This is a genomic window from Streptomyces sp. NBC_00986 (genome assembly GCF_045162565.1).
In the GTDB taxonomy this organism is placed as follows: Bacteria; Actinomycetota; Actinomycetes; order Streptomycetales; family Streptomycetaceae; genus Streptomyces.
Window position 1 is genome coordinate 8,320,540 of record NZ_CP108733.1, and the last position, 19,973, is coordinate 8,340,512.

The 19,973-nt window shown below is 69.1% G+C and carries 19 protein-coding genes and 1 pseudogene; 7 read left to right on the forward strand and 13 right to left on the reverse strand.

What is annotated here, in order from left to right; genetic code table 11:
- Window positions 1-15: 15 nt before the first annotated feature.
- The 4 genes from OG504_RS37245 to panB all read right to left on the reverse strand — a co-directional run bounded on the left by OG504_RS37245 (window position 16) and on the right by panB (window position 3,427).
- On the reverse strand, window positions 16-840 hold the full coding sequence (locus OG504_RS37245; protein ID WP_405993738.1) for an ABC transporter permease: 825 nt from the start codon (window positions 838-840) through the stop codon (window positions 16-18).
- Window positions 837-1,856 carry an ATP-binding cassette domain-containing protein gene (locus OG504_RS37250; RefSeq protein WP_405993739.1) on the reverse strand — a complete coding sequence of 340 codons (1,020 nt, stop codon included), beginning with the start codon at window positions 1,854-1,856 and terminating at the stop codon, window positions 837-839. Before OG504_RS37250 ends, OG504_RS37245 begins: the two co-directional genes overlap by 4 nt.
- A gap of 131 nt (window positions 1,857-1,987) precedes the next feature.
- The gene (locus OG504_RS37255; RefSeq protein ID WP_405993740.1) at window positions 1,988-2,302 is read right to left on the reverse strand and encodes a cupin domain-containing protein; all 315 of its coding nucleotides are present in this window, start codon (window positions 2,300-2,302) and stop codon (window positions 1,988-1,990) included.
- A 249-nt stretch (window positions 2,303-2,551) separates the two neighbouring features.
- On the reverse strand, window positions 2,552-3,427 hold the full coding sequence (panB, locus tag OG504_RS37260) for a 3-methyl-2-oxobutanoate hydroxymethyltransferase (protein WP_405993741.1): 876 nt from the start codon (window positions 3,425-3,427) through the stop codon (window positions 2,552-2,554).
- A gap of 216 nt (window positions 3,428-3,643) precedes the next feature.
- Between panB and OG504_RS37265 the strand changes: the two genes are divergently transcribed.
- The 4 genes from OG504_RS37265 (at window position 3,644) to OG504_RS37280 (ending at window position 8,505) form a co-directional block, all read left to right on the forward strand.
- Window positions 3,644-5,233 (forward strand): MFS transporter, encoded by a 1,590-nt coding sequence (locus OG504_RS37265; RefSeq protein WP_405971695.1) that lies wholly within the window; start codon window positions 3,644-3,646, stop codon window positions 5,231-5,233.
- 55 nt (window positions 5,234-5,288) lie between these two features.
- The gene (locus tag OG504_RS37270; protein ID WP_405993742.1) at window positions 5,289-5,951 is read left to right on the forward strand and encodes a TetR/AcrR family transcriptional regulator; all 663 of its coding nucleotides are present in this window, start codon (window positions 5,289-5,291) and stop codon (window positions 5,949-5,951) included.
- 188 nt (window positions 5,952-6,139) lie between these two features.
- Window positions 6,140-7,192, forward strand: a complete 1,053-nt coding sequence (locus tag OG504_RS37275; protein WP_405993743.1) for an endonuclease/exonuclease/phosphatase family protein — start codon at window positions 6,140-6,142, stop codon at window positions 7,190-7,192.
- 98 nt (window positions 7,193-7,290) lie between these two features.
- The gene (locus tag OG504_RS37280) at window positions 7,291-8,505 is read left to right on the forward strand and encodes an MFS transporter (protein ID WP_405993744.1); all 1,215 of its coding nucleotides are present in this window, start codon (window positions 7,291-7,293) and stop codon (window positions 8,503-8,505) included.
- 82 nt (window positions 8,506-8,587) lie between these two features.
- Here OG504_RS37280 and OG504_RS37285 read toward each other — a convergent pair whose 3' ends face one another.
- Both OG504_RS37285 and OG504_RS37290 read right to left on the reverse strand, forming a co-directional pair.
- Window positions 8,588-9,022, reverse strand: coding sequence for a VOC family protein (locus OG504_RS37285; protein ID WP_405993745.1), 435 nt, complete (start codon window positions 9,020-9,022; stop codon window positions 8,588-8,590).
- Between the two features lie 83 nt (window positions 9,023-9,105).
- Window positions 9,106-9,801: an alpha/beta hydrolase gene (locus tag OG504_RS37290; RefSeq protein ID WP_405993746.1), complete on the reverse strand. Its 696-nt coding sequence runs from the start codon at window positions 9,799-9,801 to the stop codon at window positions 9,106-9,108.
- Between the two features lie 76 nt (window positions 9,802-9,877).
- Here OG504_RS37290 and OG504_RS37295 point away from each other — a divergent pair, with 76 nt between their 5' ends.
- Window positions 9,878-10,447, forward strand: a complete 570-nt coding sequence (locus OG504_RS37295; RefSeq protein ID WP_405993747.1) for a TetR/AcrR family transcriptional regulator — start codon at window positions 9,878-9,880, stop codon at window positions 10,445-10,447.
- A gap of 20 nt (window positions 10,448-10,467) precedes the next feature.
- Here OG504_RS37295 and OG504_RS37300 read toward each other — a convergent pair whose 3' ends face one another.
- From OG504_RS37300 to OG504_RS37315, 4 genes are all read right to left on the reverse strand, one after another.
- A complete protein-coding gene (locus tag OG504_RS37300; RefSeq protein ID WP_405993748.1) occupies window positions 10,468-12,504 on the reverse strand; it encodes an NAD(+) synthase in 2,037 nt (678 codons plus the stop codon).
- Between the two features lie 111 nt (window positions 12,505-12,615).
- Entirely contained in the window at window positions 12,616-14,568 is a 1,953-nt protein-coding gene (locus tag OG504_RS37305; RefSeq protein ID WP_405993749.1) for a protease pro-enzyme activation domain-containing protein, read from the reverse strand.
- Window positions 14,569-14,794: 226 nt separating this feature from the next.
- A complete protein-coding gene (locus OG504_RS37310; protein WP_405993750.1) occupies window positions 14,795-15,424 on the reverse strand; it encodes a DUF305 domain-containing protein in 630 nt (209 codons plus the stop codon).
- Entirely contained in the window at window positions 15,421-16,092 is a 672-nt protein-coding gene (locus tag OG504_RS37315; protein ID WP_405993751.1) for a DUF3105 domain-containing protein, read from the reverse strand. The genes OG504_RS37310 and OG504_RS37315 overlap by 4 nt, the downstream gene beginning before the upstream one ends.
- A 366-nt stretch (window positions 16,093-16,458) precedes the next feature.
- Here OG504_RS37315 and glnA point away from each other — a divergent pair, with 366 nt between their 5' ends.
- The gene (gene glnA, locus OG504_RS37320; protein WP_266767987.1) at window positions 16,459-17,820 is read left to right on the forward strand and encodes a type I glutamate--ammonia ligase; all 1,362 of its coding nucleotides are present in this window, start codon (window positions 16,459-16,461) and stop codon (window positions 17,818-17,820) included.
- A 22-nt stretch (window positions 17,821-17,842) separates the two neighbouring features.
- On the opposite strand, the gene OG504_RS37325 is transcribed toward glnA, so the two are convergent.
- Both OG504_RS37325 and OG504_RS37330 read right to left on the reverse strand, forming a co-directional pair.
- A complete protein-coding gene (locus tag OG504_RS37325) occupies window positions 17,843-18,472 on the reverse strand; it encodes a hypothetical protein (protein WP_405993752.1) in 630 nt (209 codons plus the stop codon).
- A gap of 97 nt (window positions 18,473-18,569) precedes the next feature.
- Window positions 18,570-19,262: a hypothetical protein gene (locus OG504_RS37330; protein ID WP_405993753.1), complete on the reverse strand. Its 693-nt coding sequence runs from the start codon at window positions 19,260-19,262 to the stop codon at window positions 18,570-18,572.
- Between the two features lie 206 nt (window positions 19,263-19,468).
- On the opposite strand from OG504_RS37330, the gene OG504_RS37335 reads away from it, so the two are divergent.
- Window positions 19,469-19,774, forward strand: a complete 306-nt coding sequence (locus OG504_RS37335) for a hypothetical protein (protein WP_405993754.1) — start codon at window positions 19,469-19,471, stop codon at window positions 19,772-19,774.
- A gap of 8 nt (window positions 19,775-19,782) precedes the next feature.
- Here the strand turns inward: OG504_RS37335 and OG504_RS37340 are convergent.
- Window positions 19,783-19,950: pseudogene (locus tag OG504_RS37340) on the reverse strand (TolB-like translocation protein); the annotation flags it as partial.
- Between the last annotated feature and the right edge of the window lie 23 nt (window positions 19,951-19,973).

Sequence of the window (19,973 nt, forward strand, 5' to 3'; positions counted from 1 at the left end):
ACCGGTCCGGCGCGGTCAGGTCTTGGTGCGGAACTTGTGGATGGCGATCGGGGCCATCACCGCGGTGAGCCCCACCGACCAGGCCAGCGTCAGAAGCACACCGTGGGCGACCGGGCCGCCCACCATCAGCCCGCGGGCCGCGTCCGCCAGGGAGGACAGCGGGTTGTAGTCGGTGAAGTTCTGCAGCCAGCCCGGCATCGACCCGGTCGGCGCGAAGATCGACGAGCCGAACTGCAGCGGCATCAGCACCAGGAAGCCCATGGCCTGCACGGACTGCGCGCTCTTCATGGTCACGCCGAGGGTGATGAACACCCACATCAGGGCCGAGCCGAACACCGCGGACAGCCCGATCGCGGCGAACATACCGCCCCAGCGGTGGATGTCGAAGCCGACGAGGACGCCGACGACCATCAGGACGGCGCACGCGACCAGCATGCGCATGATCTCGACCACGATCTTGGCGATCAGCACGGAACCGCGCCCGATGGGCAGCGACCGGAACCGGTCCATGACCCCGCTGTTGAAGTCGGTGTTGAAGCCGGTGCCCACCCCCTGGGCCATGTTCATGCCCATCATGGCGAGCAGACCGGGCACGACGTACTGCACGTACGCGTGCTGCCCGCCGCCGAGCGACTGCCCGATCGAGCCGCCGAAGACGTACACGAACAGCAGCGTGAAGATGACCGGGAACAGGATGGCGTCGAACATCGACTCCGGGTCCTGCCGGATCCACAGCAGGTTGCGGCGGATCAGCGCGCCGGTGTGGCGCAGATGGTTGCGCAGCGGGATACGGGGGTCCGCCGTCGAAACGTCGGCGGGGCTCACGGCGATGGCGCTCATACGGCGACCTCCTCGCGGTCGTGGGTGGGCACGGTGTCCTGCGGGGCGCTGGCGCGGTGTCCGGTGAGGGACAGGAACACCTCGTCCAGGCTGGGGAGTTCGGTGGTGATGGAGGCGATGGTGATGCCCCGGGCGCTCACCGCGCCCACGACGGCGGTCAGTTGCTCGTCGCTGAGGATCGGCACCAGGACGGTTCCGCTCTCCACATCCACGCTGACGGTGGCGAGCCCGGTGATGCCCAGCTCGTCCAACGCCCGTGCCAGCGGCCGCAGTTGCAGCGGATCGGCGGGCCGGATACGCAGCGCCCGCCCCCCGACCCTGGCCTTCAGTTCATTGATGGCGCCGCCCGCCACGACCTTGCCGTGGTCGACGACGGTCAGCTCGGAGGCGAGCGCCTCGGCCTCCTCCATGTACTGGGTGGTGAGCAGCACGGTCACGCCGCCGCCGACCATGGACTTCACCTCGGTCCACACCTCGTTGCGGGTGCGCGGGTCGAGACCGGTGGTCGGTTCGTCGAGGAACAGCACCTGCGGATGCCCGATCATCGAGGCGGCCAGGTCGAGCCGCCGCCGCATACCGCCGGAGTACGTACTCGCCGGGCGCTTGGCCGCGTCCGTCAGCGAGAACCGCTCCAGCAGTTCGTCGGCGCGGGCCCGGGAGTCCTTGCGGGACAGGTCGAGCAGCCGCCCGATCATGTACAGGTTCTCCCAGCCAGGGAGCTTCTCGTCCACGGAGGCGTACTGGCCGGTGAGGCCTATCACCCGGCGCAGCTGGCGGGGCTGGCGCAGGACGTCGTAGCCGGCGACGGTGGCCTCGCCGGAGGTCGGGGCGAGCAGCGTGGACAGGATCCGTACGAGGGTGGTCTTACCGGCACCGTTCGGCCCGAGCACACCCATCACGGTGCCCTCCCGGACGTCCAGGTCGACGCCGTCCAGCGCCTTGGTCTCGCCGTAGTGCTTGACCAGCCCCCGCACGGACACGGCCGTGCCGCCGGAATTCTTGTCGATTCGCGTCATGGGAATGACAGTGCCAGGGCCGACCGACAGAACGCCTACATCCCACCGACAGCCGCCAGCAGCCACCGACAGCTGACCGAGGGCTGCCGCACAGGCCCCCAGCCATCCACTCGGCGAAGCCGTCGGGGACTTCACAGCAAGCCGGGCTCCTGCCCGGCAGTGAGCGGGAAGCAGCCAAGGAAGGTCACATTCTCGTCCAACGCGTCGAAGTGCGCGACGGGAACCCCGGCGGGCTCGAAGAACACATCGCCCGGACGCAGAATCACCTCGGCCTCGCCCTCGACCCGGAACAGGACCGAGCCCTTGACGATGCTCCCGAACACCGGCCCATTGTGAACATGCCGCCCCGCGGGGTGCCCCGCGAGAATATGGACGCGCCGCACCTCGACCCGCTCGGTCGCCAGGTTTGCCGGGAGCCGTCCGTCCAGCAGCACCTCGCGGGTCATCGGTTGCTCAGGGGTCGGGGCACTTCCCATGATCGATCCTCCCACGCCTCGTGATCAAGCCAGGCGTGAGTCTTCGAACCGCCCGTGTGGTTGTACGAGCCAACAGGCGACCGAGTGGCAGGGAGCCGTCGCACGAGAACACCCCGCACGGCCCAACTGCCGTGCGGCAGGCGGCAAAGGGGCAGCCCGCCGACGGGGGAAGATCGGCGGGCTGCCTATGTGCCGCAGTGGCTCTATGAGTTCAGGACGTCAGTGGACCGAGTGCTCCTCAAGCGGGAACGTCCCGCCCACGACATCCTCCGCAAACGCCTTCGCCGCGTCGCCCATGACGGAACGCAGATCGGCGTACTGCTTCACGAACTTCGGCATCTTCCCGCCGGTCAGCCCCAGCATGTCGGTCCACACCAACACCTGCGCGTCCGTCTCGACACCGGCCCCGATCCCGACCGTGGGAATGTGCAGCACCCGAGTAACCTCGGCCGCCAACTCCGCCGGAACCAGCTCCAGTACGACCGCGAACGCCCCCGCGTCCTGCACGGACTTCGCGTCCCGCAGCAACTGCTGGGCCGCCTCCTCGCCCCGCCCCTGCACCCGGTACCCCATCGAGTTCACGGACTGCGGGGTCAGACCGATATGCGCCATGACCGGGATCCCGGACTCGACCAGCAGCCGGATCTGCTCGTGCGACCGCTCGCCGCCCTCCAGCTTCACGGCGCCGACCCCGGCCTCCTTCACCAGCCGGGTCGCCGAGCGCAGCGCCTGCACCGGACCCTCCTGGTAGGACCCGAAGGGCAGGTCCGCGACGATCAGGGCACGGCTCGTGCCCCGTACGACCGCGGCGGACAGCATGGTCATCTCGTCCAGCGTGACGGGCACGGTCGACTCGTACCCGAGATGGCAGTTGCCCGCCGAGTCACCGACGAGCATGACCGGGATCCCGGCCTCGTCGAAGACGGACGCGGTCATCGCGTCGTAGGCGGTGAGCATGGGCCACTTCTCGCCGCGTTCCTTGGCGAGGGCGATGTCCCGGACGGTGATACGGCGTGTGCCCTTGCCTCCGTACAGCGTCTTGCTGCCGTCGGAGGAACTGTTCCGCACAGTCTGGGCAGCCGAAAGCTGCGTCATTGCAACGGCTCCTTCGTCATCTCGAGGCGCCCTCACGGCGTCCCCGGATCCCCTCCATGGTGGCACCTCGTGCCACAGAGGGCCAGAGGGACCCCAGTCGCCCGCGTCACGTGCGGAGGCACGCGTAAGGAGGCATGCGTAAGGCCTGAGTAAAATATTTACGATACGGCACGGTCTCGTATCGGAATTGGCCCGCGGCTCCCTAGTCTGGACCGCATGACCACTCCACCCGTCCCTGGCACCCGGATACCCGAAGCGGTGCACCGCCGCCGCTGGGCCATCCTCGGCGTGCTGATGCTGAGCCTGCTCATCGTGGTGCTCGACAACTCGATCCTCAATGTCGCCATCAAGACCATCTCCACCCCGGCCCCGACCGGCCTGGGCGCGACACAGAGCGAGCTGGAGTGGGCGATCAACGCCTACACCCTCGTCTTCGCCGGTCTGCTGTTCACCGCGGGCCTCCTGGGCGACCGGATCGGCCGCAAGAAGGTCCTGCTCGGCGGGCTCGTCGTGTTCGGTATCGGCTCCGCGCTCGCCGCCGAGTCCGGCTCGCCGGACCAGCTCATCGGCTACCGCGCCCTGATGGCCCTCGGCGCCGCCTTCGTGATGCCCGCCACCCTCGCCGTCCTCATGAACGTCTTCGAGCGCGACGAGCAGCCCAAGGCCATCGGCATCTGGGCCGGCGGCGTCGGCCTCGCCATCGCGATCGGCCCGATCACCGGCGGCGTGCTCCTCGACCACTTCTGGTGGGGCTCGGTCTTCCTGATCAACGTGCCGATCGTGCTGATCGCGCTCGCCCTGATGATCTGGCTCGTCCCCGACTCCCGCGACCCGAAGCCCGGGCGCCTCGACCCGGTAGGCGTCGTCCTGTCCGTCGTGGGCCTCGTCCTGCTGGTCTACGGCATCATCGAGGGCGGCGAGCTGGCCGACTTCACGGCGCCCAAGGTGCTGGCGACGATCATCGCCGGTGTCGTCGTGCTCGCCGGGTTCGTCTGGTTCGAGAAGCGCAGCGACCACCCCTCGATCGACGTCACGTACTTCAAGAACAAGGTGTTCTCGGCCGCGATCGCCGCCATCGCGCTGGTCTTCTTCGCGCTGATGGGCGTGACCTTCTTCTCGGTCTTCTACACCCAGAGCGTGCGCGGCTACTCGCCGCTGCAGACCGGCCTGTTGATGCTGCCGCTGGCCGCCGCGCAGATGATCTTCGCGCCGCGGGCCCGGCTGGTCGTCAACCGGTTCGGCAACAGGATCACGACCGGCGTCGGCCTGCTGGTGCTCGCCGGGATGCTCGCCGCCTTCGCGACCCTCAAGGCGGACACGCCGATCTGGATCCTGGAGGTCATCTTCTTCCTCATGGGCGCGGGCATGGCCCACGTCATGACCCCGACCAGCGTCGTCATCATGCAGGCCCTGCCGCGCGAGAAGGCGGGTTCCGCATCCGCGCTGAGCAACACCTTCCGCCAGGTCGGCGGCGCCCTCGGCATCGCCGTCCTCGGCTCGGTGCTGTCCACGGCGTACCGCAACGGCATCGAGGGCAAGCTCGGCTCGGTACCGGCCGCCCTGCGCGACACCGCCGGCGAGTCCATCGAGGCCACCCTCGGTGTCGCCGCGAAGCTCGGCCCGCAGGGCAGGGCCCTGGTCACCCCGGCCAACGACGCCTTCCTGCACGCCATGCACGTGACCGCCCTGTGCGGCACGGGCGTCGCGGTCATCGGCGCCGTGGTGGCGTTCCTCTTCCTGCCCGGCAGGCCTCCGGTCCCTCAAGAGGGCAAGGAGGAGCCGGAGTTGGTCGTCGTAGGGGAATAGCGACGACAATCGCCTGAGACGGGAACGGGGGGAACAGCGGAAGGGACGGAGTGAAGTGAGCCTTGCCGACAACGGCACCGCCACCGGCAACGACCATGGCACCGACAACGGGACCCGGCCGTGCGCGCCCACCAGAGGACGCCCACGCAGCGAGGCCGTCGAACGGGCCATCACGGAGGGCGTGATGAAGCTCCTGGAGGACGGCGTGCCGCTGGCCGAACTCTCCATCGAGCGCATCGCCCGTACCGCCGGAGTCGGCAAGGCCACCATCTACCGCCGCTGGCCGGGCAAGGAGGAACTGTTCGTCGACGTCGTCCGCGAGGCCGAGCCGCAGGACCCGGAGCTGCCCGGCATCTCGCTGCGCGACGACCTCGTGGCCATGATGGAACAGCTGCGCCAGCGCGGCCTGCTGACCCGGTCCTCGGCGCTCCTGCACAACGTGTTCGCACAGATGAAGAGCAGCCCGAAGGTGTGGGCCGCCTACCACGCGACCGTCGTGGAACCCCGGCGCCGCAAGCAGGTGGACATCCTGCGCCGCGGCCAGGAGAGCGGCGAACTCCGCACCGACATCGACGCCGAGCTGATGAACGACATGCTGGTCGGCCCGATGCTCCTGCGCACCGTCATGCGCTTCGACGCGGACCTCCCCGAGGGCCTGTCGGAACTCCTCGTGGACACGGTGCTGGTGGCCCTACGCCCCGTCAGGTCTGCCGACTGAGTAACCGTCCGAATGTGCGCGTTCCGTCACAGAAGGCGCTGCAGCCACGCGTGTTCGGAACTCCGGACACCGACTTGTTCGTCCTCGTGCCCGTACGGCCGTCATGGGACGGCGGATCGGAACCGATCATCCCCTAGGGTCGTAGGCGCGGGGACGATGGTGTGCACGGCAGGTAGTGAGGCGACGGTATGGCACAGCAGGCGTATGTGACGGAGACGGACGACGGCGGCTCGGGGGACGAGCCGCGCGGATCCCGGCTTCGGCGCCTGTGGAACAGAGTGATCGGCGGCTGGCGCGGCGATCCGAGGATCTGGCGCCGGGGCCTGATCCTCGCAGCGCTGGCGATCGTCCTCGCCCTCGTCATGTTCCTGCACTCACGCATCCCGAACCGGATCGGCAACCTCGGCAGCCTCACGGAGACGTTCCTGCCGTGGTTCGGGCTCGCGATCCCGGTCCTCCTGGTCCTCGGCCTGGTCCGGAAGTCGGCGACCGCGCTCATCGCCGTCGTCCTCCCGACGGTCGTGTGGCTGAACCTCTTCGGCGGCCTGCTGCTCAGCGACAAGACCGGCACCGGCGGCGATCTGACGGTGGCCACGCACAACGTCAACGCGGAGAACCCCGACCCGGCCGGTACGGCCCGTGACGTGGCCGCGTCCGGCGCGGACATCGTCGCCCTGGAGGAACTGACGGCCTCGGCGGTCCCGACGTACGAGAAGGCCCTCGCGTCGACGTACAAGTACCACTCGGTCGAGGGCACGGTCGGCCTGTGGAGCAAGTACCCGATGAGCGGCATCAAGGCCGTGGACATAAAGCTGGGCTGGACGCGCGCGATGCGGGCCACCATCACCACCCCCGAGGGACAGATCGCGGTCTACGTCGCCCACCTCCCCTCGGTGCGGGTGAAACTCGAAGCCGGCTTCACCGCCCGGCAGCGCGACACGAGCGCGGACGCGCTCGGCGAGGCCATCGCCGCCGAGCCGCTGAAGCGGAAGATTCTCCTCGGCGACCTCAACGGCACGATGAACGACCGCTCGCTGAACGCCGTCACCTCCCAGATGCGCTCCACGCAGGGCGCGGCGGGCGACGGCTTCGGGTTCAGCTGGCCGGCCTCGTTCCCGATGGCGCGGATCGACCAGATCATGGTCCAGGGCGTCGAACCGGTGACCTCGTGGACCCTCCCGAAGACCGGCAGCGACCATCTCCCGATCGCGGCCCGTGTGAACCTCGACACGAGCTCGTAACCCTGTGGAATAGCGGGCCTGGGAGTCTTTGTTCCGTAACTGAACTTAAGCTCGGTAGTACGGAACTCCGCTCTCCCTTGAAAGGCACAGGCACTTCCATGCCCCTGGCCCTGCTCGCTCTGGCCGTCGGCGCTTTTGGTATCGGCACCACCGAATTCGTGATCATGGGCCTCCTGCCCGAGGTCGCGGACGACCTGCACGTCTCCATCCCCACGGCGGGCCACCTGGTCTCGGCCTACGCGCTGGGCGTCGTCATCGGCGCCCCGCTGCTCGCCGCGGTCACGGCCCGCCTGTCCCGCCGCACGGTCCTGATCGGCCTGATGGCGCTGTTCGTGGCGGGCAACGTCCTCTCCGCCTTCGCCGCGAACTACGACTACCTCCTCGCGGCCCGCTTCCTGAGCGGCCTGCCGCACGGCGCGTTCTTCGGCGTGGGAGCGGTGGTCGCCACGACCATGGTCGCGCCCGAACGCAAGGCCCGCTCCGTCTCCCTGATGTTCCTGGGCCTCACGGTCGCCAACATCGTGGGCGTACCGGCGGCCACGCTGATGGGCCAACACCTGGGCTGGCGGGCCACGTTCCTCGGCGTCAGCGTGATCGGCGTCGCGGCGATAGCGTCCCTGGCGTTCCTGATCCCGCACGACCAAGCACAGGCGCCGGTCGTGGGCCTGCGCCGCGAACTGACGGCGTTGAAGTCCCTCCCGGTCTGGCTGGCGCTGGGCACGACGGTGGCGGGCTTCGGCGCGCTCTTCTCGGCCTACAGCTACATCACCCCGATGCTCACGGACGCGGCAGGCTTCGCGGAGGGCAGCGTGACGCTCCTCCTGGCCCTGTTCGGCGTAGGCGCGACGGCAGGCAACCTGGTCGGCGGCCGTCTGGCGGACCACTCCCTCCGCGGCACGCTCTTCGGCGGCCTGACGTCCCTGGCCGTCGTCCTGGCCCTGTTCCCCGTCCTGATGACGACGGAGTGGACGGCGGCACTGGCGGTCGTCCTCCTGGGCATGGCGGCGTTCGTGACAGGCTCCCCGCTCCAACTGATGGTCATGGAAAAGGCGTCGGCGGGCCCGTCGTTGGCCTCCTCCGCCAACCAGGCAGCCTTCAACTTGGCCAACGCGGGCGGCGCTTGGATCGGCGGCCTCGCCCTGGCGGCGGGCTTCGGCGCTACGTCGCCCGCACTGGCCGGCGCGGTGCTGGCCGTGCTGGGACTGGGAGTTGCCGCTACGGCGGCGACGGTGGACCGGCGCCGCGCGGTACCGGGGCGCGAGCGCGTGGTCGCGACCCACGTACCGGAACAGTCGCCGGCACTGCAGCCCTGACGTGGCCCACCCGCCAACCCGCCTCGGTCAGTTGGAGGATTCACCTTCTGACCGACGGGGTGGGCACCGCTGTCGCGCCCCCTCAGTCGAGACAGAACTCGTTGCCCTCGACGTCCTGCATCACCAGGCACGACTCGTTGTAGCCATCGGCGGTCAGAAGGCGCACGCGTACCGCGCCGAGCGCGAGCAGCCGTGCGCACTCGGCCTCCAGTGCGGCGAGGCGTTCTTCACCCACGAGCCCGGTGCCGACCCGCACGTCGAGATGAAGCCGGTTCTTGACGGCCTTGCCTTCGGGAACACGCTGGAAGAACAGTCGCGGGCCCACACCTGAGGGATCGACGCACGCGAACGCCGAACCCCGCCGTTCGGACGGCAGTGAGTGATCGAAATCGCCCCACGTGGCAAACCCCTCCGGCGGAGGCGGCACGACGTATCCCAGCACCTCGCACCAGAAACGGGCGACGCGCTCGGGTTCCGCGCAGTCGAAGGTGACCTGGAACTGCTTGATCGACGCCATCGGCCCACCGTAGTGGCGCATGCTGCTCACCGAGCCCTTGGGGGTGTCGTCGCAGGTCCGGCGCGACCGGTCCGCGCCGACCGTCAAAGGCCAAGCACCAGATCCCGGACCGCCGCGGCCCGCGACAGGAACGGATGGTGGCCGGCGTCGAGTTCGACCACGCCGCCGGCCCGGCGGGCGTACTCGCGCTGGAGGCGCGGCGGGGTGCCCCGGTCCTGGGCGCAGACGAGGTACGTCGAGGGAATCCGCTGCCATGCGGCCGCCTTGACCGGTTCTCCGGTCACCCGCACGTTCTGCCGGGCGAGGTGGTCCGCCGCCCGGGCCTGGTCCTCGGGGTCGCAGTCCTGCAGGAACGTGTCCACGAGCAGCTCGGGGCGGACCCCGAAGGTGCCGCTGTCGGGGTCGACGTCGAGGAACGGGGCGGGGCCGCCGTCCCCGAACTCCGACAGGCTCTGCCCGACCTCGGGCAGGTAGCTGGAGACCAGCAGCAGGTGGCGTACCGATCCGACGCCCGCGGCGGCCTCCGAGACGACGATGCCGCCGTAGCTGTGGGCGACGACGACGGTCGGCTCGTCGGTGTCCAGCAGCACCTGCCGCACCGCGGCCGTGTCCTCGGGCAGTCCCGGACCGCCGGTGCCCACGGGCAGGCCCGTCTCCCCGCAGCTCGGCAGTGCCGGGGCCACGCTCGACACCCCTCGTTCCTGGAGGAGTTGGGCGGTTCGGTGCCACCACCACGACCCGTCCCGCACGCACGCCCCGTGCACGAACACGACCCTCATCGCTGCCTCCACGTCCGCCTCGACCGCCTTTCGATCGACGGTAGACGTAGCGACAGTTACGCGAAAAAGTGTCGGCATGGGCAGACGACCGCAGCCGGACATCAAGGACAGGCTCCTCGACGCCTGCGCCGACCACGCCCTCGCCCACGGTCTCCCGGACCGGCTCGAACCGCTGGCCACCGCCACCGGTACCTCGGCCCGCATGCTGATCTATCACTTCGGCACCCGCGACGCCCTGTTGCGGGCCGTCCTCGGACGCGCGCGCCGGCGCCAGCTCGACACCTTCGGCGACCTCCTGCGGGTACGGCCCGGCGAGCCCTACACCGTCACCCTGGATCGCGCCTGGACCTCGATCACCGGCTCGGACGGGCGGCCGTACCTGCGGATGTTCAGTCAGCTGCACCCGAGCGCGGTGCGGCAGTTGTGGCCCGACTTCCGGCGCACCGCGACGACGGACTGGCTGGAGCCGCTCGAGGACGGTCTGAGCAGCATCGGCCGGCCGGAGCTGGCGACGCTCGCCCTCGCCGTCATCCGTGGTCTCCTCATGGACCTGGACGCCACCGGCGACACCACCCGCACCGACCGGGCCTTCCACGACTTCCTCGCCGCACTCGAGCACCTGCCCAGCAGCGCCGACCGCCCCTGAGCCCACCGTCCCGAACCGCCCTAGTCGAACCGCTCCAGATCCCGCAGCCAGGCAGTCGCCGACCCATCCGACGGCGCCCGCCAATCCCCCCGAGGCGACAGCGAACCCCCCGCCGAAACCTTCGGCCCATTGGGCATGGCCGACCGCTTGAACTGGGCGAACCCGAAGAAGCGTCGGCAGAACACCTCGAGCCAGCGCCGGATCTCGGGCAGGTCGTACGCCACTCGCTTCTCCTCGGGGAAGCCCGGCGGCCAGGCCCCCGCCCCCGCCTCGTGCCACGCATGCCACGCAAGGAACGCGATCTTCGACGGCCGGAACCCGTACCGCAGCACATGGAACAGTGTGAAGTCGTGCAGCGCGTAGGGCCCGATCTTCGACTCGGTCGACTGCATCTCCTCGCCCGGTACCAGCTCCGGACTGATCTCCGTGTCGAGGATCGCGGTGAGGATCTTGCCCGTCTCCTCGTCGAACTGGTCGCTGCTGACGACCCAGCGGATGAGGTGCTGGATCAGGGTCTTGGGGACGCCGGAGTTGACGTTGTAGTGGCTCATCTGGTCGCCGACGCCGTACGTGGACCAGCCGAGCGCCAGCTCGGACAAGTCACCGGTGCCGAGCACGATGCCGTTGTGCTGGTTGGCGAGGCGGAACAGGTAGTCCGTGCGCAGGCCCGCCTGGACGTTCTCGAAGGTGACGTCGTACACCGGCTCGCCGGAGGCGAAGGGGTGGTCCATCTCCTTCAGCATCAGCCGTGCCGTCGGCGTGATGTCCAGCTCGGCCGCCGTGACGCCGATCGCCCGCATCAACGCGTGCGCGTTGTCCTTCGTGTGGTCGCTGGTCGCGAAACCGGGCAGCGTCCACGCCAGGATGTCGCTCCGCGGGCGCCCCGCGCGGTCCATCGCGCGGGCGGCGACGATCAGCGCGTGCGTCGAGTCGAGGCCGCCGGAGACCCCGATGACGACCTTCGGGCCGCCGATCGCCGCGAGGCGCTGCTGGAGGCCCTCGACCTGGATGTTGTACGCCTCGTAGCAGTCCTGCGCGAGGCGTTCCGCGTCGGCCGGTACGAACGGGAAGCGTTCCAGGCGGCGGCGGAGTCCCAAGTCCGTGAGCGGCGGGGTGAGTTCGAAGGAAACCGTGCGGAAGTCGGCCGTCCGCGCCTTGTGCGTACGGCGGTTGTCGTCGAACGTGCCCATCCGCTGCCGCTCCTGCCGCAGCAGGTCCAGGTCGACGTCGGCCACCGCGTACTCGTCGCCCAGCGGGAAGCGTTCCGTCTCGGCCAGCAGCGCGCCGTTCTCGTAGATCATCGCCTGCCCGTCCCACGACAGGTCGGTCGTCGACTCGCCGAGACCGGCCGCCGCGTAGACGTACGCGGCGAGGCAGCGGGCGGACGCCGAGCGGCAGAGGAGTTTGCGGTCCTCGGCGCGGCCGACCGTGATCGGGCTGCCGGACAGGTTGACGAGGACCGTCGCGCCCGCGAGAGCCGCCTCCGCGCTCGGCGGCACCGGCACCCACATGTCCTCGCAGATCTCCGCGTGCAGGACCAGCGACGGTACGTCCTGTGCCGCGAACAGCAGATCCACCCCGAACGGCACGCTCTCGCCGCCGAGTTGGATCGAGCCGCCGCGCTCGTCCGCGCCGTCGGCGATCTGGCGGCGCTCGTAGAACTCCCGGTAGTTCGGGGGGTACGACTTCGGTACGACGCCGAGTACGCGGCCCCGGTGCACCAGTACCGCGCAGTTGTAGATCCGGTTGCGGTGGCGCAGCGGGGCGCCGACGACCAGGACCGGCAGCAGGTCCGCCGACCCCGTCACCACGTCCCGTAGCGCCTCCTCGACCTGGTCCAGGAGGACGTCCTGGAGGATCAGGTCCTCGATGGAGTAGCCGCACAGGCCCATCTCCGCGAAGACGGCGACGGCGACGCCCTCCTCGTCGCAGCGGCGGGCGTGGCGCAGGACGGCCTCGGCGTTGGCGTGCGGGTCCGCGATCACGGTGTGGCCCGTGCAGGCGGCGACGCGGGCGAAGCCGTGCTGATAGATCGACCAGAAGTTCAGTGGAGGCACGGGGTCCACTGTAATCGCCCGTAATCGTCAGAGCGACACAATGGGGTGGCGTGAGGTGTGGTGCACCCCACGCCACCCCATTACAGGTGACTACTTGTTGCCGCTACGAGGTCAGTGGTGACCCTGCGAGCGGCTGAACGACGAGACGTAGCCGTCTGCGGGCGTGCCCACGCCGGTCACGTCGTCATAGCCCTTCACCGCGGACAGCGAGCTGTCCTTGCCGAGGCTGCGGACCGAGGTCAGCAGGCCGTCGGTGGCGTCGACGCTGTTGGCGAAGTCCACGCGCGCCACCGCCAGGCCGGAGCCCGTCGGGTTGTCGGTCACGTCGTGGTAGGCCTTCGTGCCGTACTTGGAGTAGATCGACGGGTTGGCGAAACCGATCGCCTTGCCGCCGCGCGCCTCCTGGGCCAGGGCCTGGACCGCCGCGATCACCGGGGAGGCGAGCGAGGTGCCGCCGATCCGGTACTCGCTGTACTGCTCCGAACCGTCGGGGAAGGTCTGCGTCTGGCCGACCTTGAATCCGGTGTTCGGGTCGGCGATCGCCGAGATGTCCGGGACGACGCGGTTGCCGGCGGCGCTGTTGGCCGTGGCGAGCGCCTTCGGGACGACACCCTTCTGGTAGAAGGGCTCGGCCACCGTCTTGCTGGTGCCGCCGCCCGCGCCCGAGGTGAAGGCGCCGGGGAAGCTGGTCCAGCTCTTGCCGTCCGTGGACAGCGCGGCCTTCTCGGTGCCCCAGCCGGTCTCCCACAGGTACTTGTCGCCCTTGCCGACGGCGAGGGAAGTACCGCCGACCGCCGTGACCCACGCCGAGTTGGCCGGGGTGTCGACCTGCTTCGTACCGGTGTTGGCGACCTCGTCGCCGTTGTCACCGGAGGAGAAGTAGAAGCCGATGCCCTCGACCGCGCCCAGCTGGAACACCTGGTCGTAGGCGGCCGCGAGGTCCGGGGTCTGGTTGGCCTCGATGTCGCCCCACGAGTTGGAGACGATGTCGGCCAGGTGGTTGTCGACGACCTTGCTGAGCGAGTCGAGCAGATCGTCGTCGAAGCAGGACGCGGCACCCACGTACGTGATGCCCGCGTCCGGCGCCACCGCGTGCACGGCCTCGACGTCGAGGGTCTCCTCGCCGTACCAGCCGGACGCGTCACAGGCCTCGGTCTGCGTGTAGTCCGAGGGGAGCACCTGCTTGAGCTGGCTGGTGCTGTACTTCGCGTCGCCGTGCTTCTTCGCGTAGGTGGCCGCGTCGAAGGCGATCGTCGGCGAGGCGTAGGCGTCGGTGATGGCGACGCGCACGCCCTTGCCCGTGTACTTGCCCGCGCCGTAGGCCGCACGCAGCTGCTTGCCGGTGTAGCCCTCGACCGCGTACGGGATCTTCTTGCCGTACGCGGACGGCAGGGTGGTCGCCGTGTTCGAGCCGTAGTACGAGGAGAACGGCCCGGCGTTCTTGAACGCCGCGGTCGGACCCGGCAGCGCATCGTCGTGGCTCGCCGTGTGCGGCGCGTTGTCCAGACCGGTGACGGTCAGGACGGCACCGTTGAGGCTGTCCGGCGCGGAGGCCGTCTTCGACGGGGCGCGGTAGGTCTTCGAGCCCTTCGAGTAGTTGTGCAGCGAGGTGCTGAACGCCTTCTCGACCGCGGCCACGTCACCGGAGACCGTGACGTAGTGCTGCGTGGTGCCGGTGACCTTGAGCCCGGCGGACTTCAGCCAGGACTTGACGGCGGTCACCTGGGCCGTCGTGGCGCCGAAGCGCTGCTGCACCTGAGCGGCGCTCAGGTACTTGCCGTACAGGGCCGAACTCGGGTCCGAGACGGACTTGGCGTACGCCGCGAGACCGGAGGCGTTCCGGCCGGCGAGGTAGACCCGGGCGGAGACCTTGGAGCTGTCCGAAGTCGCTCCCTTGTCCGCCTTGGCCGTCGCCCACGCGGGCTTGGTGCCCGCGAGCGTGTCCCGGCCCGGGCTGTCCGCGGCGTGCGCCGCGGGTATGCCGAGCGCCAGTGCACCGGCGATCATGGGCAGTGTCGCTGCCATGCTCACGCCGGCGCGCTTGGTGGCGCGATTGGATCTCATAAAACCCCCTGCTATGCGGTTCGACGCATGGAGTGGTTGGTCGTCGTCGATCCCTACGGAACCCGCGGCGGGAAGGCCCGTGGATGGATCACACGTGGGGCCACTCTTTCGATGAACCGTTCATGCCAGGGGAACGCAAAAGTCAAGAGAAACCCAAGGAACCGTCACTCAGGGCGAATTGGGGGCTTTTTTCCTTACGGGCAGGTAACGAACGACCGGGGATGCTTTACGAACGCGCTTTTGCGCCACGTTCCTTGAGCATGTCGGCCATCAACTGGATCTCCGACTGCTGCGCGTCGACCATCCCCTGCGCCAGCCGCTTCTCCACCCCCACCCGGCACTTGTCCACACACCCCTCGGCCATGTGGATACCGCCCTTGTGGTGGTCCGTCATGAGCTGGAGAAAGAACACCTCGGCGGGCTTGCCGCTGAGCGAATTCAGCTTCTTCAGCTCGGTGTTGGTGGCCATCCCCGGCATCAGCGCGCCGTCCTTGCCGGACGCCATGTCACCCATCCCCATCCAGGTCATCGGCGGGTCGGCCGACACCTTCGGAAGGTTCCACAGGTCCAACCATCCCAGCAGCATGCCCCGTTGATTGGCCTGCGTCTGCGCGATGTCGTATGCAAGGCGCCGTACTTCCACGTCTTTCGTACGGTCCCGCACGATGTACGACATCTCGACGGCCTGCTGGTGATGGACCGCCATGTCCCGCGCGAAGCCCGCGTCGGCGGAATCGGCCGTAGGCGTAGGGGAGTTGCTGGACCCGCCGCTGTCCTCGGCGACCGCGTACGTGATCGCGCCGGCCGCGACGAGCGCCGTCGCCGCGGCCCCGGCGATCAGAGCCGCGGACCTCACTGCGACAGCCCGCCCGTGCACGCGGCGCCCGGCTCCGGCGTCTGGCTGCCCTGCACGAACTTCTCGAAGAACGTGTTCACGGCCGGATCGCTCGCGCTCTTCACGGTCCGCTGGTGCCCCCACGCCGACAGCATGATCGGGTCCTTCTGGCTGTCGTACGGACTCATCAGCGAGTACGGGGTCGACTTCACCTTCGTCGCGAGCGCCTTGATGTCGGCCGCCGGGGCCTTCTTGTTGTACGTCACCCAGACCGCGCCGTGCTCCAGTGCGTGCACCGCGTTCTCGTCCTTGACGGCCTTCGTGTAGACGTCGCCGTTGCAGTTCAGCCAGACCGGGTTGTGGTTGCCGCCGACCGGCGGGTGCATCGGGTAGTTCACCGTGCCCGTGACGTGGGTGCGGCCCAGCGTGCCCTTCCACGTGTTCACGCCGTCCGCGCCGGCGACGAAGTGACCCGAGGCGGAGTTCTTGGAGTCGCTCGCGGAACTGTCCTTCTTGCCGGACTGCGCGTGCACGACCGCGACCCCGCCGACGACGAGACCGGCGACGACCACCGTGCTCGCCGCGATCTTCACGATCCGGGTGCGTCGCTCGCGGGACTGCTCGGCGCGCCGCATCTCCTCGATGCGGGCCTTGCGCGCCGCGGTACCGGTGTTCTTGGCGGAACCCATGAGGTATGTGTCCTTTTTGGGGGAAGGGACGGGGAAGAGTCAGGGGCGGGGGCAGGAAGGTCGGGCCCTGCTGATCGTAGTGGGGAGGAACACGTTCTCGTAGGGCACCCACAGCAAAGTCAGGGGAACACCAGGGTCACCCCCGGACCAGGCATTACGAATGTCAGTCCGAGCAGGCAAGATGGTCAGAAGAGGGGCAACAGCGCAGGACACCTGCCGTACGCGAGCCGTTCAGCCCGAGGTCGGCCTGCCGATCATGGTCGGCAACGCGCACGAAATGGTGTTGTGGTGGGATGCTCAGGTGCCCGACCGCCTCCTGCGGTACGAGGACAGGCGGCCTGACCAGCAAGGATGGGGAAGCGGAAGATGGACAAGCAGCAGGAGTTCGTGCTCCGGACGTTGGAGGAGCGCGACATCCGGTTCGTACGGCTGTGGTTCACGGACGTGCTGGGCTTCCTCAAGTCCGTCGCCGTGGCCCCCGCCGAGCTGGAACAGGCCTTCGACGAGGGCATCGGCTTCGACGGCTCCGCGATCGAGGGCTTCGCCCGGGTCTACGAGTCCGACATGATCGCCAAGCCGGATCCCTCCACCTTCCAGGTCCTGCCGTGGCGCGCGGAGGCCCCCGGCACGGCCCGCATGTTCTGCGACATCCTCATGCCGGACGGCTCCCCGTCCTTCGCGGACCCGCGCTACGTCCTGAAGCGCGCCCTCGCCAAGACCTCCGACCTGGGCTTCACCTTCTACACCCACCCGGAGATCGAGTTCTTCCTCCTGAAGGACCGCCCCCTGGACGGCTCCCGCCCGACGCCCGCCGACAACTCCGGCTACTTCGACCACACCCCGCAGAACGTGGGCATGGACTTCCGCCGCCAGGCGATCACCATGCTGGAGTCGATGGGCATCTCGGTCGAGTTCTCCCACCACGAGGGCGCCCCGGGCCAGCAGGAGATCGACCTCCGCTACGCCGACGCGCTCTCCACGGCGGACAACATCATGACGTTCCGCCTGGTCATGAAGCAGGTGGCGCTGGAGCAGGGCGTGCAGGCGACGTTCATGCCGAAGCCGTTCTCGGAACACCCGGGAAGCGGAATGCACACGCACCTCTCCCTCTTCGAGGGCGACCGCAACGCCTTCTACGAGTCGGGTTCCGAGTACCAGCTCTCCAAGGTCGGCCGCTCCTTCATCGCGGGCCTGCTGAAGCACGCCGCGGAGATCTCCGCGGTCACCAACCAGTGGGTCAACTCCTACAAGCGCATCTGGGGCGGCTCCGAGCGCACGGCCGGCGCCGGCGGCGAGGCCCCCTCGTACATCTGCTGGGGCCACAACAACCGCAGCGCCCTGGTCCGCGTCCCGATGTACAAGCCCGGCAAGACGGGTTCCGCGCGCGTGGAGGTCCGCTCCCTGGACTCGGGCGCGAACCCGTACCTGGCCTACGCCCTCCTCCTCGCCTCCGGCCTCAAGGGCATCGAGGAAGGCTACGAACTCCCCCCGGGCGCCGAGGACGACGTCTGGGCCCTCTCCGACGCCGAACGCCGCGCGATGGGCATCGAGCCCCTGCCCCAGAACCTGGGCGAGGCCCTCACCCTGATGGAGCGCAGCGACCTGGTCGCCGAGACCCTGGGCGAGCACGTCTTCGACTTCTTCCTGCGCAACAAGAAGTCGGAGTGGGAGGAGTACCGCAGCGAGGTCACGGCGTTCGAGCTGCGGAAGAACCTGCCGGTGCTGTAGGCGGGGGTTCATTTCCGCAGGCTCACTTGCCGGTCGGCAGCTTCGCGGTGATCGATCGGGCGGCCCCGACCACCTTGTCGTCCGACACGGTGGCCGGGGCCGCCGACGTGCTCGCGGCGGTCGCGTAGGTCATCACCCAGTTGCGGGACCCCGCGTTCCACACGACGAAGGTGAGCTGCTGCTTCGCCTGGGTCTGGTAGGCGGTTTCGCGGAACGCCCGCCGGCCCAGGCCGCTCACCGTGTCGACCTGTACGTCACGCATCCCGGCCGAGGACGGGTTCGCGCTCAGATTGTGGGCGGCGGACAGTTCGGCGGCGTAGGTGCGGGACGCCGGGGTGAGGTTCAGCGTCGAGCGGCCGTCGGCGGAGGTGTAGTCGCAGACGTCCGGGGCGGCGCCCTTGTTGGGGCTGACCCGGGCCGCGAACCGGGCGTCGGGGACGATCCGCTCGGCGACGGCCGTGGTCAGCACGGTGCACAGCTGCGACGGGGGCAGCGTCTTCATCGAGGGCGTGGGGTCGGGAGCGGTGCTGGCAGCCGTAGCCGCGGCCGACGGCGTGGAGTGGGCGGTGCTGTCGCACCCGGCCAGCAGACCGCAGGCGAGCACCGTGAGCGAACCGGCGGCAGCACGGAAGAGACGACGACGCACCATCATGGGGATCAGGTCCTAGGGGTCGGGCGGAGCGAGAAACGTTGAGACAGCCGAGGCACCTCGCCGTCCGGCCAGGTGCCTCGGCGGAAGCTGACCGGGGTCACTTCCAGACGTTGTACGTCCCGTAGTCGCTGACCTTGAGGTTGGTCGCCCAGCTGCCCCAGCGCTCGTTCGGGGACCAGGTGTACTCGAACGCCTTGCCGTTCGGGTTGGTCGGGCTCGGCAGGCACTTCGCGCCGGTCGAGTGGTAGATGCCCTGGTAGACGCCCTGTGTCCAGCGGCGCTGCACCACCTGGATCGGCTGGGCGAACTGCCCCGGGCTCAGGTTGGTCGTGAAGGTGTACGAGGTGGTGGTGGAGCCGCTGCGGCTGTAGGAGGGGGTGATCTCATCGAGGAACGAGCCGACCTTGGGGATCGGGATCTTGATGCTGAGACCGACCGACGCCTGCCAACCCGTCGTCTTCGACTGCTGCCAGGCGTAGGAGCAGCTCGGGACGTTCCACGGGCACTGGAACGTCGGGCCCCGCCATATCCAGTCCTGCCAGGTGTTGTTGGCCTGCTGCACGCTCACCGACTGCGTCTGGTGGTCGGTGGACCAGTTGCCGTCCATGTCGTGCGACGAGTTCTCCGCGTTCTGCAGGCACTCCTGGCTCGCCGCCGAGGCGACACCGGGGGACGCGAGCAGCACCATCGGTGCCAGCGCCAGCGTCGCCAGCCCCATCCACTTCTTGCTTGTCTTCTTCCGCGCGACCACGGAATCCCCACTACGGCGCGTGCCGGCGTTGACCGTCACCCTTGTCTCCTCTGCGTCGTGCGCCGGCAGCGTACGCCGGGCGTCTGACACCGAGATTCGACGCCGGGGAGTTGTTCGGACAGCCGGTCCCCAGGGGCCAATCAATTGCCTGACCTTCGCCCGGGGCACAGTTCACCGGCCCGTCACAGGGCCGTCGCACTTCCCTGGGTCCTGCGGGGTCGATAGCCTCTCGCCAGGGGGGGGGCATGGACGAGGATCTGATCAGCGACCGGCTTCTCGGGCGGGTCCGGCGCGACTTTCCGGATGCCGATGTCCGGCGCGGGGTTCTCGGCGCGCTGCGGATCCTGGCGGTCGAACTGGAAGATTCACTGCAGAGCACGGAGCGGCTCCTGACGGCGGTCGTGGTGATCGCGGCCGGAGACGTCGAACACTTCCGGTCGGCGGTCCGGCTCGCGCGGATCGACTGGCGCGACCTGCTCATGGCGGGCGGGTTGGGCGCCGAGGACTGGTCGCAGACGCTGGACGAGATGCTGGGCCCGCCTACTCGGTGACGGTTCGCCTACCGCACATACGCCGGAGACACCGCCGCGCCGCTGATCCGCCGAGCCCTGCCCGTGCCGTCCGCCGGGACGCTGTACAGGTCGGCGCCGTAGTCGCCGGGCATGGCGTAGACGATCGTGTGGTCGTCGCGCCAGACGGCCTGGTCGTCGACGCTTCGTGGATCCGCCGGCCATCGGTTGATTTGTCGGG

What these genes read in the sequence shown, in the direction of transcription:
- OG504_RS37335 (WP_405993754.1), top strand. Translation starts at nt 19,469, where the DNA reads ATGGACGAGGATCTGATCAGCGACCGGCTTCTCGGGCGGGTCCGGCGC.
- OG504_RS37285 (WP_405993745.1), bottom strand. Translation starts at nt 9,022, where the DNA reads ATGGCGTCGATCAAGCAGTTCCAGGTCACCTTCGACTGCGCGGAACCC.
- OG504_RS37250 (WP_405993739.1), bottom strand. Translation starts at nt 1,856, where the DNA reads ATGACGCGAATCGACAAGAATTCCGGCGGCACGGCCGTGTCCGTGCGG.
- OG504_RS37265 (WP_405971695.1), top strand. Translation starts at nt 3,644, where the DNA reads ATGACCACTCCACCCGTCCCTGGCACCCGGATACCCGAAGCGGTGCAC.
- OG504_RS37325 (WP_405993752.1), bottom strand. Translation starts at nt 18,472, where the DNA reads ATGATGGTGCGTCGTCGTCTCTTCCGTGCTGCCGCCGGTTCGCTCACG.
- OG504_RS37245 (WP_405993738.1), bottom strand. Translation starts at nt 840, where the DNA reads ATGAGCGCCATCGCCGTGAGCCCCGCCGACGTTTCGACGGCGGACCCC.
- OG504_RS37255 (WP_405993740.1), bottom strand. Translation starts at nt 2,302, where the DNA reads ATGACCCGCGAGGTGCTGCTGGACGGACGGCTCCCGGCAAACCTGGCG.
- OG504_RS37290 (WP_405993746.1), bottom strand. Translation starts at nt 9,801, where the DNA reads ATGAGGGTCGTGTTCGTGCACGGGGCGTGCGTGCGGGACGGGTCGTGG.
- OG504_RS37280 (WP_405993744.1), top strand. Translation starts at nt 7,291, where the DNA reads ATGCCCCTGGCCCTGCTCGCTCTGGCCGTCGGCGCTTTTGGTATCGGC.
- OG504_RS37275 (WP_405993743.1), top strand. Translation starts at nt 6,140, where the DNA reads ATGGCACAGCAGGCGTATGTGACGGAGACGGACGACGGCGGCTCGGGG.
- OG504_RS37305 (WP_405993749.1), bottom strand. Translation starts at nt 14,568, where the DNA reads ATGAGATCCAATCGCGCCACCAAGCGCGCCGGCGTGAGCATGGCAGCG.
- glnA (WP_266767987.1), top strand. Translation starts at nt 16,459, where the DNA reads ATGGACAAGCAGCAGGAGTTCGTGCTCCGGACGTTGGAGGAGCGCGAC.
- panB (WP_405993741.1), bottom strand. Translation starts at nt 3,427, where the DNA reads ATGACGCAGCTTTCGGCTGCCCAGACTGTGCGGAACAGTTCCTCCGAC.
- OG504_RS37295 (WP_405993747.1), top strand. Translation starts at nt 9,878, where the DNA reads ATGGGCAGACGACCGCAGCCGGACATCAAGGACAGGCTCCTCGACGCC.
- OG504_RS37315 (WP_405993751.1), bottom strand. Translation starts at nt 16,092, where the DNA reads ATGGGTTCCGCCAAGAACACCGGTACCGCGGCGCGCAAGGCCCGCATC.